Below are 25622 nucleotides of genomic sequence, written 5' to 3'. Positions count from 1 at the left end.
ATCAACCCATTAAAAGTGCCCTCTATGTCAGAGACATGGAGGGCATATATATTTGCAGTAAATCCAGATAAGTGGCAGTCACTACATTGCTCTACTCCCTTTACCTATCTCCTAAACGTAATAAATTCAACATTAATAGGTTCAAAATCATTTACCCGAAGAAGTTGATTTATCTGTCCTCGGTGATATTGACCATGGAGTGCAACATGGGTCAAGATATCAGCTACAGTATTCTTAAACTCTATGCCTTTACTATTTCTGTATGATACGAACTGTGCGAGATCCAAATTCGATAAACCAGTAAGATATTCTTTAAAGTTTTGATGATTTTGGTTAGCCAGTTCTACGCAAGCTTCTAAACTGACCTCTGCCCAAATAGGTAATGTTGAACTATCTAACCCTTTTAACCTAGTAAACCACACCTGCTCCGCAAGAAGTATATGTGAGAATAGATTGATAGCTCGTTTGTTCTCCCCTTCGATATTTTTCAAGGTTTCAAGAATTCGTTGATTTGACCATTGTAAATGTTCAAACATATTATGGATTGTTTCCACATGACCACCTCAATGTATTGTATTCTTTTTCAAGTAAAAGAATGGCGTTTATTTATTTTGCTGTTTCAGGGACATACTGATTTGCTATGATTTCCCCAATGGGCTGATTGTTTTGTTGAGTGGGATTGTTGGCGTCTCTTTTGTTCAACGGCAAATGCGGAAATACTAACTCCGCGAATTGATATGCTTCTTCTAAATGTGGATATCCTGATAGCACAAATGTATCGATACCTAAGGACATATATTCTTTCATTCTCTCTGCCACTTGAGTAGGATTGCCTACAAGTGCTGTTCCAGCTCCTCCTCGAACGAGACCCACCCCTGCCCAAAGGTTCGGGCTGATTTCTAGTGATTCTCTTCCCCCTTTATGCAAATTCAGCATTCTCTGCTGTCCTACAGAATCTTGACGAGCTAATGTTTGTTGTGCTGCCTCAATCGTATCATTATCGATATATTTAATTAATCGATCAGCATCGTCCCATGCTTCCTCTTCTGTTTCCCTAACAATTACGTGTAAGCGAATGCCAAATCTTACTGTTCTACCTTCTTGCTCAGCTAAACGGCGAACTTCCCTTATTTTTTGTTCCACCTGTGCAGGCGGCTCTCCCCATGTTAAGTAAACATCTGTATGTTTTGCTGCCACGGCTTTCCCTGCTGGCGATGAGCCCCCAAAATAAATAGGAGGATGCGGTTGCTGAACAGGTGGAAAGAGAAGTTTTCCTCCCTCTATTTTCAGATGCTTCCCGTCATATTGAACCTCTTTTCCTTCTAAAAGACTGCGCCAGACGGTTAAAAATTCATCTGTAACCTCATAACGTTCATCATGCGCAAGGAATAATCCATCACCAGCTAATTCAACTGGATCACCACCTGTGACCACATTAATAAGAAGTCGTCCATTGGAAATACGATCCACTGTTGAAGCCATTCTTGCTGCAACAGACGGGGACATAATTCCTGGTCGAACAGCAATCAAAAATTTTAATCTTTCTGTAACAGCCGCCAGCGATGAAGCTAACGTCCAAGGATCCTCGCATGATCTTCCTGTTGGTATTAATACCCCTGTATATCCAAGACGATCAGCTGCTTGAGCGACTTGACGAAAGTATGAAAAATCAGCTACGCGTCCTCCCTTTGTTGTTCCTAAATATCTGCTGTCACCATGTGTTGGAATAAACCATAAAATTTCCATTTTTTTACACTCCATTTCGTAAATGATTTTTCTACAATGACTTTTATTTATCTTTATCGAATTGCTTGCATTTCTTTTTGCTGTAATTGAATTAGTAGTTGATCTATAGCAAATTTCAACCTTTGTTCAATTTCAGAATCAACAAAAGTAATCTCCTGTTCCGTATAAGTTATTTGTGAATCTACAATATAAACACCCTCTAAGATTTCTCGTGCACCAAGAACGGATACAAGAGGCTTAAACGCATATTCAAGTGATAAAAGGTGCGCAAAGGTACCCCCAGTTACAACCGGAAAAACAATCTTATCTGTAAAACCCTTTTCAGGAATTAAATCTAAAAAAGTTTTTAAAACCCCCGGATAACTGGCCTTATAAACCGGACTAACAATAATAACTGCTGCAGCCTGTTCAACTAGAGTTTTAGCTTGTTGAATTGCTGGACTATTAAACTGTGCATATATTAAATCTTCTGGAGGAAGATTACGAACAGTAATAGTACTAACTTGATTTCCTTCAGTTACAAGAATATCTTGTAAAAATGTACTGATAGCAGAGGAACGGGATAAAGTAGAAGGGCTGCCAGAAATAATAACAATATTTGACATAACAATCTCTCCTTTTCTCAAAAATATAGGTATAAATATTAATTTAAAGTAAATCTATAGTTTTAATCGGATTTAACGCAGCGGTAAAGTACCTTATTTTTTGCAATAGCAACAAAGTTTACGAAAAGAACCTATATTAATTAACATTTTCTCCCTTATAGCTATCACGCCATTTTAATAAACTAGACTCTAATAAACGAACAATCGAATCAGCGAGTTTACCTCCAAGTGCAAAGATAATAATTCCAACAAAAACAATATCTGTGCGGGAAAATTGTCTTGCATCCATAATTAAATAGCCGATTCCTTCACTTGCACCCATCAATTCAGAAACAACTAATCCTAGCCAAGCGGCGCCCAATGACAGGCGAACCCCAAGTAAAATATTTGGAAGTGCAGCTGGAAAGATTAATTTCGTCACTTGCTTCCATCTACTAAATTCCAAAATACGGGCTACATCAAATAATTTTTTATCCACTCCGCGAATACCTAATAATGTATTTACATATAAAGGAAAAAACGCTCCCAGGGCAATTAACAAATCCTTTGATAATTCTCCCAAGCCAAACCATAGAATAAACAGTGGTGCTAATGCTAAATGGGGCACCGTACGTAACATTTGCAAAGAAGGATCAATAAATTGCTCTGTTTTATTAGAAAGACCGGTTATCGTCCCGAATAGAAGACCCAAACTTGCACCTAATATAAATCCGATGAGAGCACGGGTGACACTGATTTTTAAATGCCCAAATAATTCACCCGTATGTATTAATTCCTGAAACGATTGAAAAATATCTATAGGTGTCGGTAAAATCGTATTAGACACCTGTAAAAGTGATCCTACCAATTGCCACACAACTAAAATGAAGATTGGTAAAACCAAGCCGCGTGCTATTGTTAATGAAGGAATCTGGGATTTAGCGCCCTTCACCTGTTTAGCAACTGAATGTTTCCTAAATTCCCTAACCGTATTGTCGGAAGGAAGGGCTAGTTTTACTTTGCTCATCTGAAATCACCTCACTTATTTTGTTCTTCCTTTAATTCTTGTAATGCTTGCTTAATGTAAGAATTATCGACTACCTTTGATGTATCGATTTTCTTTGTAATTGCTTTAAGGGAATATTGGAAATCAGCGGTATCCTGCTGTGCTTTAATAATTTCTTCTGAAGTTGGCAGATTAAGTGATTCATTGTTTTCGAGTACCTTACTTATTACATCCTTATCTATTTTTTTGGCATCTGCATACAATTGGATTGCTTTATTACGATTTTCTTTTTCAAATAGATGCGCTTTTTCGAATACTTTTAGAAAGCGAACAACAAGATCAGGGTGTTCTTTTGTAAATTCTGTTCGTGCTATTAGGAAACCTGGTGAATAAACATTCAATGATTTACCATCCGCCAGTACTCTTGCATTTTTCTTTAAAGTTTGTAGTGAAACAAAGGGTTCCCATATAGACCAAGCATCTACGGCTCCTGTTTCAAATGCTGGCTGTGCTTCATCTGGTTGTAATTGAATAATTTTTACATCATTTGGTTTCAATCCGGTCTTTTCTAAAGCTCGGTACAATAAATTGAACCCACTGCTACCTTTTGCCACTGCAATTTTTTTCCCTTTTAAATCTTTTAATGTTTGAATCGGACTGTTTCCAGGAACAAGAATCGCATTTCCTTTAAGGCCATCACTTACATTTGCAATTTCTTTAAACTCAATATTTGCTGCCTGCCCTGCAACTACAGGTGAATTGCCCACTGCGCCAAAATCTAATCGATTGGCTGCCATGGCTTCAAAATGGGGCGGACCACTTTGAAATACTGTCCAGTTTACTTTTACGCCTACCTTTGCGAATTCTTCTTCAAACCATCCTTTTTCCTTTGCGATCAATAACGGACCCAAGCTTTGTTGAATTCCTATATTGACTGTTAAATTTTCATTCTTTCCTTTCTTCTCATTTGCTGTTGTCGTTTTTGATACACACCCTGTTAAAATAACAATCATAATGGCTGTAAGAATTAAAATAGATCCCCTTAGCTTCTTAATCATTATCTTCATCCTCCTCTAAATACCTGAGCCTTCAATCAACTGAAGTTCATCTACTTTTTCAAATTCACTTAATACCTTTTGCCTAAATTCCTGGAATGACTGGCCCGCTCTTTTCCTAGGATGTGGTAAATCAATCGGAATGATGTTGCTAATTTGACCTGGTCTTGCACTCATGATTACGACACGATCGGCAAGATAAATAGATTCATCTAAGTCGTGTGTAACTAGAATCATAGTCGTTTTCTTCTGCTGCCAAATCTCCAACAGTACATCCTGTAAATGTGTTCGTGTAAATGCATCAAGCGCTCCGAATGGTTCATCAAGCAGCATCACCTCCGGATCCCGCAATAACGCTCTGGCAATCGCCACCCGTTGTGACATTCCTCCGGACAGCTCCTTTGGATATGCTTTTTCAAACCCCTTCAATCTTACAATTTCAATGAGTTCATCAACTCTTTTTCGTACCACAGGATTTTTAAGAGATAAATCAGCTGCAATATTTTTCTCAACCGTCAGCCACGGAAAGAGTCGGTGTTCCTGAAAAATAAATCCTTGTTTTATGCTTGGTCCTGCTATTTCTTGATTATTGATTTTAATAGCTCCTTCATATTCGTTATCTAGACCAGCAATAAGCTTCAACAGTGTACTCTTACCACATCCGCTCGGTCCGATAATGGTTACGAATTCTCCTTGTTTCACTTGGAAATTAATATCTAGTAATACTTGTGTTTTTCTCTGCTGCTTAATAAATGCTTTATGCACAGATGACACGGATACACTCACGATCCTTCTCCCCCTTATTAACATAGAATTATACTTTTCTAGCAATTGAATAGCATTTGTAGTCTCTACACATTTTATGCCACCCCCTTATACTACTTTTCCTATCAGATAACTTGGTTTAATGGTAATGGCCATCAAAAAGCCCTTAAAAAACAACTACAATAACCTTAAACATTTGTATAAAAAAAGCTCCAACTCCTAGTAATAAGAGTTGGAGCCTTCAGTTGTCTGATAGACCCTTAAATATATGGATGAATTTTATAAGGTTAATAATAAAATAAACTAATCCTATCTGTCAACTATGATTTAAATATTCAAGCTACCCTTTTGTTGGTGAAATGTAAAGGATTGAAGTCATTGTTACTTATCAAATTAATCCAATCGCTTAATTTTTTGAAAATTCATATCTTAATAAAAGATTAAACCAACTAACCCTATCTGTCAAGTAGGATTTAGGCAAGTTTTCATTTTCTATAGGTTCCAATTAGACAAAATCCTTCCATAAATACAAAGAAGTGCCAGGACTATTTAGAGGGTTTAAAAGCGGAAAATTAACAACATTATTTCCAACCCAACATGTACATGGTAGAATCATATAGTTGTTAAATTCTATCTTCCTCCGGTGGTGCACTATGAAAGAATCTGTATTAATTAAAGAAAACAAAAGATTTAAACTGAAATTTGGTTTTCTAAAAAAAGACATTGTCTTTACCGTGTCACTTATATTAGCCGCTACAAGCTGTTTGATTCATTCTCCCAAAATGGATTATATAAATTTTCAAGTGCTTATCTGTTTATTTAGCCTTTTGCTTACCATTAAGGCTTTGGAAGAACTTAGATTCCTAGACAAATTCGCTATTGCCATCATTAATAAATGTAATAATAGTAGATCCGTTTCAGCGATACTGATTTTGTTATGTTTTTTTAGCTCTATGTTTGTCACGAACGATGTGGCACTGCTTACTTTTGTCCCCTTGACCCTTGTTGTCAGTAGGAAGACAAAAATGCCCATGATGGAGACAATTATCCTTCAAACCATTGCAGCCAATATTGGAAGCAGCTTCACGCCAATGGGAAATCCGCAAAATTTGTTTATCTATTCTCATTATGGGATTAAGCCAATGCCCTTTTTTTCAAATGTCATATTCGTTGCAGTCCTTGGGATTAGTTCTTTATATTTCCTTATTAAGAGGATGCATAAAAAAGAATTGAAAGTTGTCCTGACTCCACTTCCAATAAATGATTGGAAAAAACCAGCAGTCTGGGGATTATTACTAGCAATAATCATCGCTTCTATTTTTGGCATGGTGAGTTACCTAGCTTCCTTCGTGGTTACATTAATGACCGTGATCATTTTAAATGTAAAATTATTAATAAAGATCGATTATCTGCTGCTTTTAACGTTTATCTGTTTTTTTATTTTTATTGGAAATGTATCCAATTCGAATACTTTACAAGCATTTGCGAGTGCAAATCTGAAAGACACTACTTCCGTCTATTTCAGTTCGATTTTATTAAGCCAATTTATCAGTAACTTCCCTGCTTCGATCTTACTAGCAGAATTCACAACGGATTGGAAACCTTTATTATTGGGTGTGAATATTGGGGGACTAGGGACAATTATTGCATCGTTGGCCAGTGTAATTTCTTACAAACTATTTATTCAGGCGAATCCAAAGAAGAGTAAAGAATTTTTAATCAAATTTAGTCTCTATAACTTTACTTTTTTAGCTTTTTTAACTTTGATTCAGTACTTTATCTTGAAAATATTCTAATAATGACCGTGTTCAGAAGAGGACGATGATTCCATTTTGAAATATAAAAGATCCATGCACCAGCCATAGAATTGGAAGGTGCCTGGCACTCTTTCATTTCTTTCATTAAGGTTATGCACCAATCTGATCAAGAAAAAGTAGTCTAAGTTGTTTCCTCGCTCTGTAAATTCTTGTTTTAACAGTACTGAGCTTTAAATCAAGGACGTAGGCTATTTCATTTTCTTTTAATCCATTGCCTAACTTGAGCATAAGTACGTCCTGATATTCAATTGTTAGATTCCTTATAGCACCATGCACTTGCTCCATCAAAAGTCCTATTTCCACTTCCTCTTCCACATTTTGCTTCATTATTTTCCCTAAGCATTCAAGCATTTCCATATCCATTGGTATCCCCTTTTTTTTCCTCTCGATACGGACAAAATCAATCGCTGTTCTAGTTGCAATGACGGATAGCCAAGCACCAATTTTGCATTCTGCTTCTATCGTTTCAACCTTTTTCATCGCTTTTATAAAGGTTTCTTGAACGACATCCTCTGCCAAATGTAAATCTCCTGTAATGGAATATCCAATATGAAACAGACGTTTATAAAACAAGCTATATATCTCAGAAAAATCAATCAAGCTAGATCACTCCAATCTTTCCCTTATCAAATGAGCTGTAAGAAATAAATGATTCGCTATTCTTCTAACTTCAAAGAAATAATTACCTTAAACAAATCACCATCCGTCTCGATTTCAAGACGGCCATCATGGAGGTCGATGATTGATTTCGCAATGGCAAGTCCAAGTCCAGAGCCCTCCGTATGCCGCGATGTATCCCCACGTTTGAACCTTTCAAAAAGCTCGTCACTATTATCGCTTAATTCATATTTTGATACATTTTTAAACATAATGATCGCTTGTTCATTTAAAGTTGATATAGTAATAAAGACACGAGAGTGGTCTAGTGAATATTTAAGGATATTTCCAATTAGGTTATCAAAGACTCGCCAAAGCTTTTGTCCATCTACAAGGGAGTAAACGGACTTCATGCTGTTGTTAACCCGGAACTGCAGACTGGATTCGTTTATCGTTTCATCATATTCGGCTAGAGCTTGTTGTAATAACTGGACAAGATCGACTCGTTCCTTTACCAATTCAATATTTCCGCTGGCCATTTTTGACACTTCGAATAAATCCTCAATTAACACCTTTAACCGCTTTGATTTCCGATCAATAATTTCAAGATAAGCAGCCCTGTCCTCACTTGACAAATCTTCTGTTTTTAATAACTCGGTATACGTAATGATGGAGGTTAGCGGTGTCCGCAAATCATGGCTTACATTTGTAATTAACTCGGTTTTTAGACGTTCACTCTTTGCCTGTTGACTCTGCGATGTTTTTACTCCTTGCTTTAACACATTAATATTGGCAGTGAGCGTTGCCAATACAGAGCTCCCGGAAACCTCTAGGTCCTCTCCTAGATTTCCTAGTGCCAATTCATTCGTTTTTTTCACAATTTGGTTAAAATAGCCAATTCTATTCACCAGGGTCATCACAATTGGAATCCCGATAGCTCCAAGAAGGATCATATATAACAGAAGGAAAACAGGATGTACAAAAATCATGAGGGCCGCTAACCCTAGACCAAAGAAAATAGCTAAGACAATAAAAAACTGTGTGCCAGTACTTTGATTCAAGAAAGCTTCATTTAAGCTTTGCTTTCCTCTATTAAAGAACAGCTTAGTACCTTTTCCTGCTTTATAAAAGAGCCCTTTTTCCCATGCCTTTTTTACATTTTGCCAATCCTTTAATTCCAGAACAAGGCATTTCCACTGCACATAAGTAAGACCCCAGAAACATGATGCCATAGCCAAAACAATAAACATTTCTACAACATTAAAGGGATTTTGCACTACATATATGATTTGGTCGCTAACAACATAGATAGAGCTAAACATTCCAATGGCAACGGCTATAAAAAGGATTACTCTTACATCAATGGGAAGCTTGTTATAAAAGGGCCTGCATTTTTCAGTTATAAATAAAATACCTTTCGATTTTTTTCCTAGAAAAAAACATAGAATTAAGGCGAGTACGCCGGCCATGGAAAAAACCAATAAGATGATTCGCACCTGTTTGTAGTTTTCAGATTCACTCATGATTGAATTTGATAGGGATAAGGAATTAGGTATACCAATTTGACCTTCAAACACCCCACTCGTTTTAGGAATGATTGAATTGATTAGACCTTCATATCCTGGGATTCCATAATTAATGGCATAATCTCTTGAGATTTGAAAGCTTGTGACAAATCGCATATTTATAGGGTTCATCACGTCATTTACGGATTGATCTTCTGGTAGATTAAGATTTGTATAGACTTTACCTGTTGCACTATTCTTATAATAGTAACTAAATGTATCTTTGTACCTTAAGAAAACAGAGCGATTATTCTCTCTTTCCTTATAGTATTCTTCTATTCTCTTTTCTTTTTCCTTTATTACCTTAGGTCGAATATACTCATCACTTTTGAAATTTTTTTTAATATCTTCAATTTTTGAATCCCTTTCGGCAGTTAAAGCATCCGCTGCTTCTTGATTATTTACGTTCAAATTCTCCTGAATTTGTGCCTCATATTGAGCTTCTATGTTCTCGATTTGATCAGGGAGATTTCCATATCGATACCGATGCTCAATAATCTCGTCTTTTGTAACTGTTATCGTTTTTTTGGCTTCATCCAATGGAAGATCATATAGCTCGAACACACTTAAATACCCTGCGAATGCATCGAGTTCGCTTTGAAATTGAGGAGTATGGAAATAGTCCCGATGAAGGTAATTGCTCCCGTGTATTAAAAATGCAAATAGACCACTTAGACCAAAAGTTAATAGTAAAGTCCAAGTTGCAAAGATTGTTCTACTTCTCCATTTTGTAGCCAATTCCCCACACCACCTTTAAATATCTTGGATTTTTCGCATCAATTTCAATTTTTTCACGAATTTTCCGGATGTGGACCGCCACTGTATTTTCCGCATTATAGCACGGTTCTTTCCATACCCGTTCATAGATTTCATGAATAGAAAACACCCGGCCTGCGTTTGTCATTAGCAGTTCTACAATTTTATATTCAATTGGCGTAAGCTTCACCGGCTCGCCATGGACTGTCACTTCTTTTGCTGATTGGTCTATGGTGAGACCATTTAAATCAATCACTTTTTTTAACCCTTCAAAGGTGCCAAAGGTTACATACCTTCTCAATTGAGATTTCACGCGGGCAACGAGCTCCATCGGATTGAACGGCTTTGTCACATAATCATCCGCTCCCACCTGAAGTCCTAATATCTTATCCGTATCTTCACTTTTTGCACTTAAAATAATGATAGGAATGTTTTTCTTCTCGCGAATTTTATATGTAGCAGAAATGCCATCAAGCCTCGGCATCATAATATCTAAAATAATCAGATGGACTGGGTGTTCATTTAATATTTCTAATGCTTCAATCCCATCTTTGGCTTTTAATACCGTGACCCCTTCATTTTTCAAATAAATTTCAATAGCGTCGCGAATTTCCCTCTCATCATCTACAACCAGCACAAAGTAATTCTCCATTTTCCCCCTACTTTCTAGCAGCCAGCTCTCATTACTTTAATAGTAAACGGAAAATCTTAACATTCGTTTACAATAATCCTTAAGAATTTCTTAATATTTTTATATTTTTCCTTAAAAAATAATCAGGGAATCCCAATCTATTAATATTTTTATTTTATATTAGATGGTAAAGCGATTGGGGGATTTTGGAGAAATTAACCTATAAATTTGAAGATGAGGAATTAAAAGGCGTTATTCCATTTGTCAGGACAAACAAAAATCCCCTATCCTTAATTGGATTCAGGGATACATACTTTATTGACGTGATATTTAAAACCATGATACTGATAGTTTTGTTTTCTATACATGTCTCTGGGGGTATCTTCACCATCTGCTACTAAAATAATGGTTTTATTAAAAAATTGTTCCATCGCAAATTTCTGCAACCTGCTTCCAATTCCTTTTTTCTGAAAGTTCTCATCCACAACTAAACCATCAATTTCTGCGGTATCTTTCGTGATAATAATATCTACTGAACCTGCTGGTTTCCCTTTATAAGTTGCAAGCAGCTGTAATATATTCGGATTTTCAAAATTTCGTTTATGCAATTGTTGCTTTTGATTGGCAAATTCACTTCCATACTCTAGATCTTGCTGGTATTGGTATTTAAGAAAAGTCTCCAGATTCTTATCAGTCACAGGATAAATCTCAATATCTGGATTTTCTTGCACTATAGGAAATTGATTAGGTTGAATCGTGTAAAGTTCGAGAAAACCAATATTATAGCCTGAATGATTTAGGTAATCAATCAGTTCCACTATAGGTTTTTCATTCTCTGGAAAATAAAACTTTACGTGGTTTTGACCATGTTTTAAATGGAAACTTCTTAAGTAGCCTTCAGCACTTTTAAATTCACTCAAAGTTGGAATTTTTTTAAACTCAATAAAATTACTATCGTACCTAGTTAACATTTCAGGATAATGGATCTGTCTGTATAAATTATTTTCAAATACGACATTACCAAGTCTAAATATATGTTCAAATGTTATATCCATTACTGATAATTTCTCCTCTCAGTTACTTCTGGTATTCTATAATCGCTCTCTTAAGAATACAAAAGTCGCGGTGATATTTCTTCACCTGTCATGACTTACATTAATCCAAAGACTTCTATTACCACTTTTTCTAACTCCGGAATGAGCTTAAATTCACTTTTTCTAGGTGCTAACTCTTTAACAATGCTAGCATAATACCAGTGCTGATCCTGCTTCCCACGGTTGAAACGCTCCCATACTTTTTCTCCGATAATTTCAAGATCATCTTTGATGGTATTCAAGTTATGAAATTTGTCAGCAGTAATCACTTGGATTTCTTCGATATTTGCATCTTTTAACCTATCAATTGTATGTTGTTTTCTTACAGTCCAGGGTAAACTTTTATCGTGTTCAGATGCGGCACGGACCAAATTAGCAATGTGAATACCAAATTGTTCTGTCAGTTCCTCATAGGTGGTAGACGTGTCCTCAAGGGTGTCATGAAGAATGCCCGCAGCAATCACATCATCCCTACAATTGGCTGCCTGCAAAAGCATTCCCACTGCAAAGGGATGTGTAATATATGGAATGTCAGAAGATTTTCTATACTGGTTTTTGTGTGCTTTGGCTGCAAAATTAATGGCCTGTTGAATGATGAACATTTCATTACCCCCATATTATCAATCAAATCACTTGCAGAAGGGTGTCTAGTATCGTTATTTTAGTCAATAACTCTTGCCACGTCATGACCACACTTTTGACATTTTCCTTCCAATACAATTCCAGTTGAACATTCTTTGACTGTATATCTTTCAATTTTCACAACATCACGACAAGAACTACACCAAACATTTTTTTCTAATTTTCTCCGGATTTCTACAGGAATCGAAAGCCATTTTTTATTGGCTGAAAAAGAGATCGGATCCTGATTATGTATTTTTTCGGTTCTTTCTTTTACTTTTTCCAGCCGATCGATAACTTCTTGGATTTTTACCTTGACTTTTTTATATTCAAGCATTTGCCACGCATTCAAGATAGTAATTAACTCTTTATTGCCTGAATCTGCAATCTTATCTAATAAAAGAAAAATCAAGCCGCGGTTCCGGTCTTTTAATGTTTCAACAAACTCATACGTTCTATTTTCAGCAGCATCAATTAGCTTTTCGAATAATTCATCGGCATAGGTCTCGCGTTCAATATCCCAGCCTTTATCCGTATAGCAAAGCAATGGGAGTCTGCCATTATATTCGATGACTAAATAATCATGAAGAATCATCCAGTCTATTTTTGAGAGAATCTCTTTTTGTGAAACTCCTTTAAATGCTCCGTATACAGGACTATAGTTCAATTCTAGTTCTATTAACTTTTTATCTTTTGACCCACCTAGAATTTTGGAAAGCAAAGCGCGGCCGCCACTCATGATTAAATCATCAGCCCCACGCAAAATGGTTTTAATTTCATTGTCCGTTAAAGACTTAATTCCGTTTGGATTAAGCTCATATTCCACTTTTTTACCTTTTTTAACCATCGTCATCCCTCATTTATTAAAACTCAATCTATTAGTAGTATAGCACCTTGATAATGGGCTTAAAACCAATTCTTGACATTAAACTGTTCCACTCCTACTTCAAGTGTCCCTGTTTCCATTTACTACAATACAACTTTTAACAATTCAAGTTAAATTAAGTCTCAGCAAATGACTGGTGCTTCACTAATTAGTAATTTACACATCACTTCCAAAGAGGTGAAGAATAAAAGGCAAGGTGCGAATGGAAATTTGACAATTATGTGAACAATTAGAAACATGATATATTTCACATACAAATAATTCTTAATAATTTAGAATATTCTTTAAAAAGAGAAACCAGGTGAAGGAATGATAAGACTAAAAGAGTTTTCAAATGTGGAAGTGTGTTTACATTCATTAGATTCGCTAGGAGTGACCTGCTTTTTTGGCTGTGAGGATCAAGAGTTTTTGCTAACGAAAGACTCAAATATTCGTTATGTTCGGATGCAACATGAGCAAGCTGCGGTTCATGCTGCAGATGGTTTCGCGCGCGCTACTGGCAAACCTGGTGTCATCCTACTTACAACTGCTTCAGGAATAACCAATAGCATTACAGGAATCGCCACTGCTTATAGTGACTCGGTACCGTTAGTCATCATCACAGGACAAATACAGAATAATCTGCTCCATTCCAATCAAGAAGCATTTCATGAATTAAATACTTCAGGACTTACCATGGCTATTACAAAACACACATTAAAAATAAGTACTATTGAAGGCATTCGAGATGCTCTCAAAAATGCCTTAACGATTGCTACGAATGGGAGACCTGGACCTGTTTTGCTTGAACTTACATCACATCCCGACATGCACGCTCCGCAGAACCAAAGTTTAGTCCGCTCACAAACGAAAAGGCAGAGTCATGAACATTCGGTGAAAATGGCCAAGTGTTTAATTGAGTCAGCAAAAAAGCCTGTAATTTTCATTGGGGGCGGGGTCATTGCTTCAGGGGCTTCCGATTTTTTAAGAGAAGTTGTTCAGCACACTCGAATACCCGTTGTCAGCTCTTTTTTGGGAATTGGTTCTATGGAAGCAAAGAACCCGTTGTACCTGGGGATGCTTGGAATGCACGGGACGTTTGCGGCTAATAAAGCCGTACATCATTGTGACCTTTTGATTAGTATTGGGGTTCGTTTCAGTGATCGTGTGACAGGAAGAATCAGTGGTTTTTCTCCTGCGTCGAAAAAGATTCATGTGGATATAGACCCTGCCGAAATCAATAAAATCATCCATGTAGACTTGCCGATTGTCGGCATGCAAAAGAGTTTCTACTTTCATTGAAAAATCAATTAGACTATCAAAAAGTTAAGGTCAATTCAGGAAGTTGGACAAACGAGGTGGTGGAATGGAAACGGACTGTCCCTCGGTTTGATCAATCCAACAGTGTGCTAAACCCTCAGACGGTAATTCGGCTGTTAAGTGACTATTCCACAAAGGATACCATTGTCGTAACGGATGTGGGTCAACATCAAATATGGACCGCTCATCATTATGCTTATACCCGGCCTCGGACTCTGATTACATCCGGCGGCTTGGGGACCATGGGCTACGGACTGCCTGCGGCGATTGGTGCAGCGGCAGCTTGTCCGGGAAAGTTTGTTATTTGTGTCTCAGGTGATGGTAGTTTTCAGATGAATCTTCAGGAATTAATCACGGCTGTGAAATATCAACTGCCACTAAAAATTGCGATCTTAAATAATGGCTGTCTTGGAATGGTGCGCCAATGGCAGGAACTATTTTACCACCGACGTTACTCGCAAGTGAAAATGACTTCACCAAATTTCGCACAATTGGCTCAAGCCTACGGTGTAGCAGGATTTTGCGCTAAAACCAAAGAAGCAGCCCAGCAAATCATTTCAGATGCATTTAAGCATACTGGCCCAGTTCTCATGGAGTTTAATATAATGGAAGAAGAAAACGTCTATCCGATGGTACCGCCAAACCATAACAACCATCAGACTATCCTATCTCGATAATTCAAGACGCCAAACCATTATTCTTTTTAAATGGTTTTAACGAACTTAACATGTAAATTTACAAACTACTAAGAAGGTGAAAAAATCCACCTTCTTTTCATTTCACTCATTTCTAAAACAAAAGCGCAGGTGACGATTGTAACTAAATCATTCCTTGCGCTTTAATATTTTAAATGCCGATTTATATGATCTTATTTAATAAAAAGTCTACTTTCTCTATCAGTCTATCCTTTAAAGTTACATCCAAATCCATTTCATACATGGCATCTTTCAATGTTTGAAACCATATCTCGGCTCTTTCTGGAGAAATTTGAAATGGATGTCTTTGTTTAACCTGTGATGCCTGCTTATCTTGGTCCACTGCCGTTCCTTCAGTAACTAGGCGGTTTATAAAGACTCTTTGTCGATCTTTGAGCAATTCAATATCCACGTTTCTATCTTTAAACATGGTAATATAGTAGGGATCCTTTAGGAGCTTATCATAGAATCGGTCTACCAGCTCATTAACCTTTTTCTGATCTAATGCAATCGTCATCATTAATTCCCTCTTTTTCAAGTGTTTAATTTCCACTATCATTATAGTGAAAATATCAAAATAGTATTGTGAGCAAAATCACATTAAGTGGTTTCTTAGTAAATGATAAGCAGTTTGTTGGCTGGAATGAGTAATGGATTTTAAATTATATCATTCACATTCATTTAAACCAGGTCTTTTAAATAGGTTTTATAAAATTGTAATTTTTTCGGGTTCCCTGTGGTCTCTTAATGTTATACTTACTAAATATCTAAAATTATAACGGTGATAAATGTGGTTTATTTATTGATATTGATTTTCCTTATTGTTTGTATTATTTTGTTTTTCACTTTTAAAAAAATATATATTCGGACTTCAACCATGGCCATTGTAATGGCAATTGGAATTGTTACACAGGGAGTTCTATTAAACTACTTGGGAACCCAATTTTTCCAACACATTTTCGGGAAAATTCTAAGTATTATTAACCTTTCCCTTTGGTTTGCCTTTATTTTATCTTTGTTCATTGCGAGCTTGGATGGAAAATTTAAAGACATCCATTATTCCAACCGGATCAACCGTTTTGGGATTGGCACATGGGTTGCTGGTACATCTATCAGCGGCATCTTATTTTATAAACAATTTTTCCAATGGGGATTTATTTCAGTGATTATTGCTTTAATTAATATTGTCCTATGGATCTTTTATATTTGGGTAAGTGTAAAAACTTTTATAGAAATATGTCGGACAAAATCATATCGGAATGTTCACGGAATTCTTCTACTAACTACTGTAAGCACACAATCAATTGTCCTTTTACTTAACACAGTTTTCAAAGAACTTCCAGCTATTTTCAACCTATCTTTATTAATCATCGGGTTTTGTTTTTATCTTGTATGTGTTTTCTTTATTTTATATAGATACATAAAAGATTCTTGGTCCATTGAAATGGATTGGAACAATACGAACTGTATTATACATGGGGCGTTATCTATTTCCGGGATTGCCTGTTTAGTCACGGGCATCATTAATATTGAAATTATAAGATTGATATGGAGAGCTGCCTTCATTATTTTCATTACTGTTGAGACTATTGAGGTTTATAGGCTTTTTAAACGGATTAAAAACTTTGGCTTTAAAAATGGGATCTTTATTTATGATGTCACACAGTGGAGTAGAGTTTTTACTTTTGCAATGTTTTATACTTTTACATCCCTTATCCATACCCATTTATTCATTGGATCATTTGTAATTGACACGATCTTAAACGTGGGTGTGTGGGTAGTTATGCTTCTTCTAATGTTTGAACTAATGCTTAGTTTTAGTGATGGTATAAAAACCTATAAAAATTCATCCAGAGAAATTGTTAAAGAAAACGAAGTAAGCTCTCCATTTTAAATGGGGAGCTTTTTTGAAGTTTAAAAGAGACCAGGAAGTCACGGTACTTATGGCCTTATCTCAACGCAACAGTCTTTTAAGTTTCTGGAATAATTGTAACAGCGATTGTTCGAACTAGAGCATCTTTTTCGTTGCTCGTAGAATGATAGTATTTAGTCATTAATTCGTTTAATTCATTTTGAAATTGTATAAAGTGCTCCTCATCTAACTTTAATTCTACTACAGAAAAAGAAGAACGGTCCTCTTGACCGTCTTGTTCTCCTAATTTCTTAAGAAAACTTTGATATTGAGTCATAAGTAATAATTGGTAAGATGAAAAATAGTTTAATTTTTCATCATAAGAAGCTTTTTTCCATTCCTCTGTATCGATTCTTGCTACTTCTTCGTTTAAAGCATAATATTTTTCAGAAACAGACTTCACCTTTTTTTCATTAATAACGTGAATAATACCTGCATCCATCATGATTTGTATATGTCTATAAAGAGTTGCTTGAGGTACATCTTTAATGATTTTCACCATTTCTCTGGGTGTTAGCCCATTTTCTTTATTTCTCATTAATGCTTGGCAAATTTTCATTCTTACTGGATGCATAATAATTTCAACTTTATTACTCACAATATCACCTCATTTATTGTTTAATTTTAATTCTCATTATAAATAATGAGACTGATGGTTGCAACTCGACAACAATTACGTTATCATTATCGATAATGATAATGAATTAGAAAGGAATGATCTAAAAAATGAAACTACATTATGGGCCGAGCGATATAAAGGACATTGATTTTATGGCTTTTCTACCAATTATCATGCCAGTTATTGTAGTAAGTACTCTATTAGTTTTAATTGCATTAATTGATTTATATCGAAATAGAAAAACGAGAAAAAATGTTCTCCCATGGATTCTTGTTATTCTTTTTGCCAATACGATTGGACCAATTCTGTACTTTGTTATAGGAAGAAAGGATTGTGAGAGAATATGAAACTAGAAATCAATAATGTTACAAAAAAATTTAAAGGAAAAATTGCAGTCAATAATTTCTCGATGGAACTTAAATCGGGAGAATGCGTCGGATTGATCGGACCAAACGGGGCAGGTAAATCCACTTTAATAAAAGTTATTTCAGATATTATCAATGCAAATTCAGGCGAAGTTTTGCTGAATGGGAAAAAAATATCAAAAATGAAACATGAAATTGGTTACTTGCCACAGTACCCTAACTTTTTTCATTGGATGACAGCGAAAGAAACACTTACCTTTATGGGTCAACTTTCTGGATTGCTAAAAGAAGAATTAACAAACTTGATACCTGAGATTCTGACAAAAGTTGGACTAAAAGATGAAGAAAATTCAAAAGTTGGCACATTTTCCGGTGGAATGAAGCAGAGACTCGGTATTGCGCAAGCACTACTGCATAAGCCTTCTCTTATTGTTATGGACGAACCAGTTTCAGCTTTAGACCCAATTGGCCGAAGAGAAGTGTTAAACCTAATTGAAGAAATAAAAAAAGATACAACAATTTTATTATCGACCCATATATTGAGCGATGCAGAAGAAATATGTGAACGATTTGTAATAATAAAAAATGGAATAAAAATTGAAGATACAACAATCATCGAACTGTTAAACCGAAATAACGAAAATAAGTTAAACGTGGTAGTCTCATCGAAGGATCATAAATGGATTGACGTTATAAAAAAATTACCTTATGTAAAGGAAGTAGAGGTCATTGGGAATAATGTCAAAATAAAAGTTGAAAACATCCAAAAAAACAAAGATATGTTACTGATAAATGCCCTATCGCATGAAGTGGACATCGTAAAATTTGAAATCAATAACGATACTTTAGAAGAGATCTTCTTAAAATTGGTGGTGTAAAAATGAAGAACTTTAAAGTATTGATAAAAAAAGAATTTGTTCAAATGATACGTGATTATAAAGTTATTTGGCTACCGATTGTCTTTCTCTTTTTAGGGATAACTCAGCCAATAACAACTTATTACTTGCCATTAATTTTGGAATCGTTAGGTGGAGGTCAAGGAATTACAATTGATCCGAGCACGGCAGCTCAAAAAGGAGGAGAAGTACTAGCCGGTACTTTAGGATCTCAATTTGATCAGCTTGGTCTTATGATTATTGTTATTTCAATGATGGGTATTATTCAATCAGATAAATCAAATGGAATGTTGGCCTTCATTTTAACACGACCTGTTCCTGTTATATCATATATAGGTGGGAAAATTGTTTCAAATTATTTGATAATAGCTTTTAGTGTATCGATTGGATACTTTGCTTCTTATCTATATGTAAATTATCTTTTCACAGATGTTCCATTTTCGCACATGATTACAGCGCTATTATTTTATCTTGCATGGGTTCTTTTTATCGTATCTTTTACAACGATGATTAGTACTATGTTTAAAAGTCAGGGTATTATCGCATTAATTTCGATTGTTTTCCTTATGGGTTGCAGAATTGGTGCAAGTTTGAGCCCATCAAGTGATTATGTAAATCCAGCCACAATGAGTAAACACGCAATGGAATCTCTAATCACGGGAACACTAAATTCAAACGAAATAGTCTATGTACTACTTACGATTATTTGTATCTTACTTCCACTCCTTGTAACGAATTATTGGATTGCCAATAAAAAATTTAATTATCAAAATTAAATTTGAAAAACTTAGCAGGGAAAGGTGCTGCCGTTTTTAGTTGGAAGCCTGAACTACGAAGGTCTAGCCAAATGCTCATTCGCAGGTGTTTCACTAATTAATCATTTACTCATCACTTCTCCGCTCTTCTAATTACAAGATGAACATATGTGGTACCTGACCCCCGTTGGAGTAACGCTTTACTCAACTGGGGGTCAGGCATCGTAATTTCTACATATCTTCTACTAATATTGGGTATATTTTGGAAAGAGCGATCACAAAAAATTTAAAAACGGGAAGGAAGATCTATAATTGGCTAACATGACTATTTTTGTAAAAGAAGCAGTAAGTGAACAACCTATCCAAACATTAGAAACGATTCTTGTTCAATTGAATGGCGTCGAAAGGGCTATGGTAGACATTGAAGATGGTGAAGTCAAAATAGAGTATGATGAAAACCAGGTTTCCAATGAAAGTATCAAAGCAAGGATCCTGCAGCATGGCTTACATCTTCTAGATTAGTTCAATTTTGGTAATCGCTTACAGATTCATCCTAGGATACGTAACAATTTACCTAAAAAAACCCCAAAACCTTAAAAAGGTTTGGGGCTGTAATACCTAAAATTAATTATTTTTATAATCCTCCACAGGAAGGATTTTTTGGTTCTAGTAGTTCTTTTTCTTCATTTTCTTTTGAAATAGATTCTAATCCATAACCAGTTGAACTAATTTCTAACACTTCTTCATTTTGCCTCTTGAAATTAAAAGTTGTATCATTACGATTTTGACCTGTTTTTTCAGATTCCATATTGGACCTCTCCTCCATAATTGCGTTTGAATTGGATATCATTTCTTGCTCCTTCTCAAATATATTGTTCCCTTAACAACACAAAAGTTTGATGGAAACATTTTGTTGTTTGATAAATTATTGCCCATAACTTTTTTCCCATAGTGGAAATACGCAAACAAGAGATCTACTAGTGATATAACAGCTAACCATGCCTGGTTGTTGAAATAATCGAGGTTCTTAATAAGTAGAATTCATGTGATTTTTTTTTCTCCCTGTGAAAGCTTATATATGGATGACAACATTGGAAACGGCAGCATTCCAGCAACCGCATCATGCTCAAATTGATCCACTCCTACGTAGTTTAGTGGGATGAGAGAACGGGATACAGCTAGCAAGTATTTATTTATTTGTTTACTAGAATCAGTTTACAAACGCTTTGAGTTTACCTTCTGCGGCATTCTGATTACTTTTCGCTGCTGCTATTCGGACAGTGGCTGGCTCTCCCTTTAAAATTTTATATATACTGGCTCCAATTTCATCTCTAAGTATATTATAAAGGGTATTGGCCTAATTACTCCCCATACAATCGAAAGGTAGTGTTTGAATGTATAATAATGCGATCCCAACATTTAGTGATAACTCTAATGTTATTCCCCAGTCATCGATGTCTTACGGCTATGCGACTCCTGTACATGGACATTGTGTTAATGTTCGTGGGTGTAAAAGTTTTATCATTATAATAGTGTTGTTTATTTTATTAATCATTATAGGCGCCATTGCTTTCTGCCTTTAATAGGGCGGACTTAATAGCAAGTTCTTCAAAAAAAACAAAAAGTTCTTATCGAGTTAGATGACAAAAAACAGGGACATGTCGATCCCATGTCCCCTTCCTGTCAGCAATCATCGCATCTTTTAATGTAAAAGGAACAGGAATATCACTCCATCCTAATTCGTGGGACTAAATGCACGCTCAAGTGGAAAAATGTAAGATTCACCGGACTACGAATTTCTACCGGTATCGAAAGCCATTGTTTATTTGCAGAAAAAGTGATTACCACTTGATCTACTCTTTTGGGTTTTTCTTCTAACTTCTCCAATATATCGATCACTTCTTGGATTTTTGTCCTGACTTTTTTATATTCAATCGATTGCCACGCATCCAAGATACCAAATCATTCTTTTTTCTCTACTAGTTACCGATTAAATTTATGGTAAGATTTTCTCATCAAAAAATAAGAATCCCTTGTTTATGTTTTTATTATGAAAAAAGCGTCAGCTACCATCCAATCCCTGGAAGGTCCCTGACACTTTTTTACTCATTTTAACAATTTATTCAGGAAGTCTAATCTCTGCTTTGCATTTTCTTTAATAATTATATCTACGCCAGTATCAACAACTTTTTCAACATTTTTTCCCTTTGTCACTTTCAATGCTGTTTCAACGCTTAAATATCCCATATCATAAGGGTTTTGTGCTACTGTACTAGATATCGTTCCATCCTTTATTAACTTCAGCATATCGGGAATTCCGTCTGCTCCTATGACTGGTATAGTAACACCTTGTTCCTTCAATACCTTTATTACAAGTAAAGCGGAAATGTCATGTGTGGCAAAGACTCCCTTAATATCCGGATGCTCAAGCAATATCTTTGTCATTTCTTTTTTTACTGTCTTTTCATCATCCGAATTCCATACAGTATCTGCCGCTATTATGATTCCTGCATCTTTTAAAGCCATTTTAGCTCCATTTATCCGTTCTCTAAATACTGAGACTGATAAATGACCACCGATAATGGCAACTTTATTTCCAGGTTGAAGCTGCGAGGCTAAAAGCGAGCCTGCCTTTTTTCCTAAATCTACGTTATCGGTACCGATATAAGAAGTTTTATTTTGCCAAGAATAATCTTGATCTACTAGCAATACAGGAATTTTTTTTTGTTTCGTATACTTATCCAATAAAGGTATAACCGTTGAATCAATAGGTGCAACAATTAATACATCTGGATTTTCTTGATAAGTCTTTTCTAATAATCTCCTTTGTTCTCTAGTAGAACCATCAAGTGGTGCTAGAACTTTCCCATCTATACCAAAATCACTGAACGCTTTTTCAGCACCAGCTTTAATAATTTCCCAATATTGGGTGTCCATATTTTTTAAAACAATGACCACTTTCGGTCTTTCATCTGCAAATGATTTAGAAATAAAACTTATAATAATAACAGAAATAACCGCTCCAACAATAAAAACTAGTTTTCCATTTTTGATCATTACATCCTCTCCTCTCTTTTAGTTTACGAATAGAAACTACAGTCAGTTAGTAAAACTGGGATTAATATTAAATCGAATGGAGAAAGTGGTTCCCTCAGCTCCCGTTGATATATCAATTTCAGCGTGGTGTCGTTTTGCTACACTGTAGCAAATAGCCAAACCTAATCCTGTTCCCGTCTCCTTCGTGGTAAAGAACGGTGTTCCTAATTTTTGTAATACGTCCGGGCTAATACCTTTTCCTTGATCTTTTATTTCTAAAATAACTGCTTGTTTTTCTGTAAATGTTTTTATGGTAAGTTTTCCATTAGACGACATGGCATCCAGTCCATTTAGAGCAATATTTAAAATAAGTTGACGAATTTCTTTTTGATCTATAAATATATCAGGACAATTATTTAATTCAAGCTTAACATGTTTACTGGACCTTAAAGCTTCTGCTTGAATCAAAGGAGATAGTGCTTCAAGAATCGTATTTAAATTTTGTTTTTTCTTAACACTGACCTTGTTTTTGGCTAAATTAAGAAATTCAGTAATAATCGAATTAGCCCTATTTAATTCATCTAACATCAAATCAATGATCTCTGCTGATAAATTAGCGCTATTATTCCTTGATAATTGTAAAAATCCTTGAACAGTAGTCATGGGATTTCTAATTTCGTGGGCTATTCCTGCCGCCATCTCACCGATTAAATTCAAACGATCTAACCGGGACATCTCTTTCTCTAAGTGAGCCGTTTCCGTAATATCCGTTAAAACGATTAAGATACATGGTTCAGGATGGATATCAATTAATTCAGTAGATAATAATCCATCGCGAAAATCCCCATTTTTCGTTTTATAGCTGATTTTCTTATTACGAATCTTCCGGTCAAGTTTAATAGGGTTTCCTGTTAATTCATCCACAAAATTCTTCAAATTAATTTTGTGTTTTTCCAATTCATCATGGCTATAACCAGTAAATTTTATCCAACTAGTATTTACTTCAATAAAGGTTAAATGCTTCAGAGAAAAAATCGCCATTAAACAAGGACTTGATTCAAAGATTCTTCGAAATCTTTCTTGAGAACTGTACAAATGGTCGGCTATTCTTTTTCGTTCCTCAATCTCTTTATGTAGATTCTCGTTCGCCTTAATAAGTTCTAAGGTTCGTTTTTCAACTATTTCTTCCATTGTATTGAATTGTAGTTTTTTAATTTCCTCTATCTGCTTTCTTTCTGTGACATCACGAATCGTGCAAACGAAGATCTGTTGATTTTCGACTGTTGTTTCACCAATAAGAATGTCTACATGAAAGTGACTTTCATCTTTTCGAATAGCCACCGATTCAATTACTTTACCGCCAGATTGTTTAATAGAAGAAGAGAAAGAATCATCTCCATTGTCTTCAGCCAATTTTAGAAAAAGCAACATCACATTTTTTCCAATTAATTCATCAGCATTGTAACCAAACATTCTTTTACTAGCTGGGTTCACTGATAAAATAGATCCTTGATCGTCAAATGTAAGAATCGTATCGACTATGGTTTCACCAATAACTTTAGATAATGCCTCCGTCCGACGTAAATTTAACGTTGTTCGATCTAACTTTTTATGCACTTCATTTAGTTCAAAGGTACGTTCTCGATCAGTCTGAATGATATTCTCTTTGTGATTTTGATAAATTTTAACAAATTGTTCGATTTTTTGTTTCAATGTGTTTGGATGAAAGGGTTTAAAAATATAATCAATGGCCCCTACTGAATATCCTTGATGCACATGTTCCATATCTTGACTAATCGCTGTGATAAAGATGATTGGAATATGTCTTGTTTTTTCTCGAGCCTTTATGAGTTTCGCCGTTTCAAAGCCATTTAGCCCAGGCATCTGAACATCTAGTAATATAACAGCAAAATCTTGTTTTAACATACATTTTAACGCTTCTTTTCCTGAATTTGCGCTAACCAAGTGATAATTTGGAGAAGTAAGTACAGCTTTTAATGCTAATAGATTTTCTGGATGATCATCCACCATTAAAATATTAACCTTTTTAGAATGGGGACTATTTAACTTTTCGATAAAGTCTTTCTGATGCGTCAAATTCTCCGTAACAGTGTTCATAACTAGTAAACTTTATCCCCTCTCTTTTACCCAACCCGAGAAAACCTGATTCGGCTAGGCTATTATATAATAACGTATGGACATAATTTTGAAGAACCTTATTAAAATAGATGAATACATTTCGGCAGATTATAATATCAAACTCGTTAAATGATTGATCGGTTACTAAATTATGCTGTGCAAACACCACATTTTTTTTCAGGAAGGGATGGAAAAAAACCTTATCATCCACAGCCTTATAGTATTCTGAAAACGCCCTTTTCCCATCTGATTCGATATAGTTTTTTGTATAAAGCTGCATTTTATCTAATGGAAAGGTACCTTGCTTCGCCTTTTCTAGAACACTATTATTTATATCGGTGGCAAATATTTTCGTTTTTTCGTAAATCCCTTCTTCATGCAAGAGAATCGACATAGAATAAACCTCTTCTCCGGTAGAGCAGCCAACATGCCAAATTCGAATTTCAGGATAATCTTTTACTAAAGGGATAATCTTGGTTCGGAATGACTTAAAAAATGGGGGATCACGAAACATCTCTGTAACATTAATCGAGAAATCAGAAAGCAATTCCCCCATGACTTCTGAATTGCGTAGTACCATTTCTTGAAGTGCTGATATACTTGAAAGATTCTTCTTCCAAACACGATGGCTAATTCTCCTTTGGATGAAAGGAAAGGCATAGTTTCGAAAATCATAACCATAATAACGAAAAACGGCCTCAAGAAGTAATTCTATTTCAATTCTTTCAATCTCTTCTGACTGTAGAATATGATGGTTATTTGACAATTTTTCTTTTGTCATTT

Annotated in this window: 28 protein-coding genes; 9 read left to right on the top strand and 19 right to left on the bottom strand. The window is 35.4% G+C overall.

The genetic code is table 11. The features are described from left to right. Positions 1 to 104: 104 nt before the first annotated feature. The 6 genes from ACJ004_RS21755 to ACJ004_RS21730 all read right to left on the bottom strand — a co-directional run bounded on the left by ACJ004_RS21755 (position 105) and on the right by ACJ004_RS21730 (position 5177). The gene (locus ACJ004_RS21755) at positions 105 to 554 is read right to left on the bottom strand and encodes a DinB family protein (RefSeq protein WP_410895232.1); all 450 of its coding nucleotides are present in this window, start codon (positions 552 to 554) and stop codon (positions 105 to 107) included. Between the two features lie 52 nt (positions 555 to 606). After that, positions 607 to 1746: an FMNH2-dependent alkanesulfonate monooxygenase gene (ssuD, locus tag ACJ004_RS21750; RefSeq protein WP_410895231.1), complete on the bottom strand. Its 1140-nt coding sequence runs from the start codon at positions 1744 to 1746 to the stop codon at positions 607 to 609. A 53-nt stretch (positions 1747 to 1799) separates the two neighbouring features. After that, complete coding sequence (ssuE, locus tag ACJ004_RS21745) at positions 1800 to 2351, bottom strand: NADPH-dependent FMN reductase (protein WP_410895230.1); 552 nt, start codon at positions 2349 to 2351, stop codon at positions 1800 to 1802. Between the two features lie 136 nt (positions 2352 to 2487). Continuing rightward, a complete protein-coding gene (locus tag ACJ004_RS21740; protein ID WP_410895229.1) occupies positions 2488 to 3357 on the bottom strand; it encodes an ABC transporter permease in 870 nt (289 codons plus the stop codon). An 11-nt stretch (positions 3358 to 3368) separates the two neighbouring features. Beyond that, positions 3369 to 4394, bottom strand: a complete 1026-nt coding sequence (locus tag ACJ004_RS21735) for an aliphatic sulfonate ABC transporter substrate-binding protein (RefSeq protein ID WP_410895228.1) — start codon at positions 4392 to 4394, stop codon at positions 3369 to 3371. A 15-nt stretch (positions 4395 to 4409) separates the two neighbouring features. Beyond that, positions 4410 to 5177, bottom strand: a complete 768-nt coding sequence (locus ACJ004_RS21730; RefSeq protein ID WP_410895227.1) for an ABC transporter ATP-binding protein — start codon at positions 5175 to 5177, stop codon at positions 4410 to 4412. A gap of 632 nt (positions 5178 to 5809) precedes the next feature. On the opposite strand from ACJ004_RS21730, the gene ACJ004_RS21725 reads away from it, so the two are divergent. Beyond that, entirely contained in the window at positions 5810 to 6952 is a 1143-nt protein-coding gene (locus tag ACJ004_RS21725) for an SLC13 family permease (protein WP_410895226.1), read from the top strand. A gap of 111 nt (positions 6953 to 7063) precedes the next feature. On the opposite strand, the gene ACJ004_RS21720 is transcribed toward ACJ004_RS21725, so the two are convergent. From ACJ004_RS21720 to ACJ004_RS21695, 6 genes are all read right to left on the bottom strand, one after another. Next, a complete protein-coding gene (locus ACJ004_RS21720; RefSeq protein WP_410895225.1) occupies positions 7064 to 7573 on the bottom strand; it encodes an RNA polymerase sigma factor in 510 nt (169 codons plus the stop codon). Positions 7574 to 7629: 56 nt separating this feature from the next. Then, positions 7630 to 9873, bottom strand: a complete 2244-nt coding sequence (locus tag ACJ004_RS21715) for a sensor histidine kinase (RefSeq protein ID WP_410895224.1) — start codon at positions 9871 to 9873, stop codon at positions 7630 to 7632. Beyond that, positions 9851 to 10543, bottom strand: a complete 693-nt coding sequence (locus ACJ004_RS21710) for a response regulator transcription factor (RefSeq protein WP_410895223.1) — start codon at positions 10541 to 10543, stop codon at positions 9851 to 9853. Before ACJ004_RS21710 ends, ACJ004_RS21715 begins: the two co-directional genes overlap by 23 nt. Before the next feature lie 269 nt (positions 10544 to 10812). Further along, a complete protein-coding gene (locus tag ACJ004_RS21705; protein WP_410895222.1) occupies positions 10813 to 11577 on the bottom strand; it encodes a GNAT family N-acetyltransferase in 765 nt (254 codons plus the stop codon). 95 nt (positions 11578 to 11672) lie between these two features. Then, the gene (locus ACJ004_RS21700; RefSeq protein WP_410895221.1) at positions 11673 to 12218 is read right to left on the bottom strand and encodes an HD domain-containing protein; all 546 of its coding nucleotides are present in this window, start codon (positions 12216 to 12218) and stop codon (positions 11673 to 11675) included. A 59-nt stretch (positions 12219 to 12277) separates the two neighbouring features. Beyond that, positions 12278 to 13084, bottom strand: a complete 807-nt coding sequence (locus ACJ004_RS21695; protein WP_410895220.1) for an RQC-minor-1 family DNA-binding protein — start codon at positions 13082 to 13084, stop codon at positions 12278 to 12280. Positions 13085 to 13432: 348 nt separating this feature from the next. Between ACJ004_RS21695 and ACJ004_RS21690 the strand changes: the two genes are divergently transcribed. Beyond that, positions 13433 to 14404 carry a thiamine pyrophosphate-binding protein gene (locus tag ACJ004_RS21690; RefSeq protein ID WP_410895219.1) on the top strand — a complete coding sequence of 324 codons (972 nt, stop codon included), beginning with the start codon at positions 13433 to 13435 and terminating at the stop codon, positions 14402 to 14404. Next, complete coding sequence (locus ACJ004_RS21685; protein ID WP_410895218.1) at positions 14401 to 15099, top strand: thiamine pyrophosphate-dependent enzyme; 699 nt, start codon at positions 14401 to 14403, stop codon at positions 15097 to 15099. The genes ACJ004_RS21690 and ACJ004_RS21685 overlap by 4 nt, the downstream gene beginning before the upstream one ends. 181 nt (positions 15100 to 15280) lie before the next feature. Here ACJ004_RS21685 and ACJ004_RS21680 read toward each other — a convergent pair whose 3' ends face one another. Further along, a complete protein-coding gene (locus ACJ004_RS21680; protein WP_410895217.1) occupies positions 15281 to 15655 on the bottom strand; it encodes a globin domain-containing protein in 375 nt (124 codons plus the stop codon). A 339-nt stretch (positions 15656 to 15994) separates the two neighbouring features. Here ACJ004_RS21680 and ACJ004_RS21675 point away from each other — a divergent pair, with 339 nt between their 5' ends. Continuing rightward, on the top strand, positions 15995 to 17011 hold the full coding sequence (locus ACJ004_RS21675; protein ID WP_410895216.1) for a TDT family transporter: 1017 nt from the start codon (positions 15995 to 15997) through the stop codon (positions 17009 to 17011). Between the two features lie 76 nt (positions 17012 to 17087). Here the strand turns inward: ACJ004_RS21675 and ACJ004_RS21670 are convergent, their stop codons facing one another. Next, positions 17088 to 17627 carry a transcriptional regulator gene (locus ACJ004_RS21670; protein WP_410895215.1) on the bottom strand — a complete coding sequence of 180 codons (540 nt, stop codon included), beginning with the start codon at positions 17625 to 17627 and terminating at the stop codon, positions 17088 to 17090. 128 nt (positions 17628 to 17755) lie between these two features. Here ACJ004_RS21670 and ACJ004_RS21665 point away from each other — a divergent pair, with 128 nt between their 5' ends. From ACJ004_RS21665 to ACJ004_RS21650, 4 genes are all read left to right on the top strand, one after another. Next, positions 17756 to 17995: a PLDc N-terminal domain-containing protein gene (locus ACJ004_RS21665; RefSeq protein WP_410895214.1), complete on the top strand. Its 240-nt coding sequence runs from the start codon at positions 17756 to 17758 to the stop codon at positions 17993 to 17995. Then, complete coding sequence (locus ACJ004_RS21660) at positions 17992 to 18891, top strand: ABC transporter ATP-binding protein (RefSeq protein WP_410895213.1); 900 nt, start codon at positions 17992 to 17994, stop codon at positions 18889 to 18891. Before ACJ004_RS21665 ends, ACJ004_RS21660 begins: the two co-directional genes overlap by 4 nt. A 2-nt stretch (positions 18892 to 18893) precedes the next feature. Further along, positions 18894 to 19685, top strand: coding sequence for an ABC transporter permease (locus tag ACJ004_RS21655; protein ID WP_410895212.1), 792 nt, complete (start codon positions 18894 to 18896; stop codon positions 19683 to 19685). 300 nt (positions 19686 to 19985) lie between these two features. Continuing rightward, positions 19986 to 20186, top strand: coding sequence for a heavy-metal-associated domain-containing protein (locus tag ACJ004_RS21650; protein WP_410895211.1), 201 nt, complete (start codon positions 19986 to 19988; stop codon positions 20184 to 20186). Between the two features lie 112 nt (positions 20187 to 20298). Here ACJ004_RS21650 and ACJ004_RS21645 read toward each other — a convergent pair whose 3' ends face one another. After that, positions 20299 to 20472: a hypothetical protein gene (locus ACJ004_RS21645; RefSeq protein ID WP_410895210.1), complete on the bottom strand. Its 174-nt coding sequence runs from the start codon at positions 20470 to 20472 to the stop codon at positions 20299 to 20301. Between the two features lie 586 nt (positions 20473 to 21058). Between ACJ004_RS21645 and ACJ004_RS21640 the strand changes: the two genes are divergently transcribed. Next, the gene (locus ACJ004_RS21640; protein ID WP_410895209.1) at positions 21059 to 21247 is read left to right on the top strand and encodes a YjcZ family sporulation protein; all 189 of its coding nucleotides are present in this window, start codon (positions 21059 to 21061) and stop codon (positions 21245 to 21247) included. Between the two features lie 142 nt (positions 21248 to 21389). Here ACJ004_RS21640 and ACJ004_RS21635 read toward each other — a convergent pair whose 3' ends face one another. The 4 genes from ACJ004_RS21635 to ACJ004_RS21620 all read right to left on the bottom strand — a co-directional run bounded on the left by ACJ004_RS21635 (position 21390) and on the right by ACJ004_RS21620 (position 25620). Beyond that, positions 21390 to 21617 (bottom strand): hypothetical protein, encoded by a 228-nt coding sequence (locus ACJ004_RS21635; RefSeq protein WP_410895208.1) that lies wholly within the window; start codon positions 21615 to 21617, stop codon positions 21390 to 21392. Positions 21618 to 21770: 153 nt separating this feature from the next. Further along, positions 21771 to 22721 carry a sugar ABC transporter substrate-binding protein gene (locus ACJ004_RS21630; RefSeq protein WP_410895207.1) on the bottom strand — a complete coding sequence of 317 codons (951 nt, stop codon included), beginning with the start codon at positions 22719 to 22721 and terminating at the stop codon, positions 21771 to 21773. A 42-nt stretch (positions 22722 to 22763) separates the two neighbouring features. Beyond that, positions 22764 to 24818, bottom strand: a complete 2055-nt coding sequence (locus tag ACJ004_RS21625; RefSeq protein ID WP_410895206.1) for a PAS domain S-box protein — start codon at positions 24816 to 24818, stop codon at positions 22764 to 22766. After that, positions 24760 to 25620, bottom strand: a complete 861-nt coding sequence (locus ACJ004_RS21620; RefSeq protein ID WP_410895205.1) for a CheR family methyltransferase — start codon at positions 25618 to 25620, stop codon at positions 24760 to 24762. The genes ACJ004_RS21625 and ACJ004_RS21620 overlap by 59 nt, the downstream gene beginning before the upstream one ends. Positions 25621 to 25622 lie beyond the last annotated feature (2 nt).

Source organism: Neobacillus sp. 204 (assembly GCF_046562815.1).
Taxonomy (GTDB): domain Bacteria; phylum Bacillota; class Bacilli; order Bacillales; family Cytobacillaceae; genus Neobacillus.
Note: the sequence above shows the minus strand (reverse complement) of the source record. Positions and strands in the feature narration are given on the sequence as shown.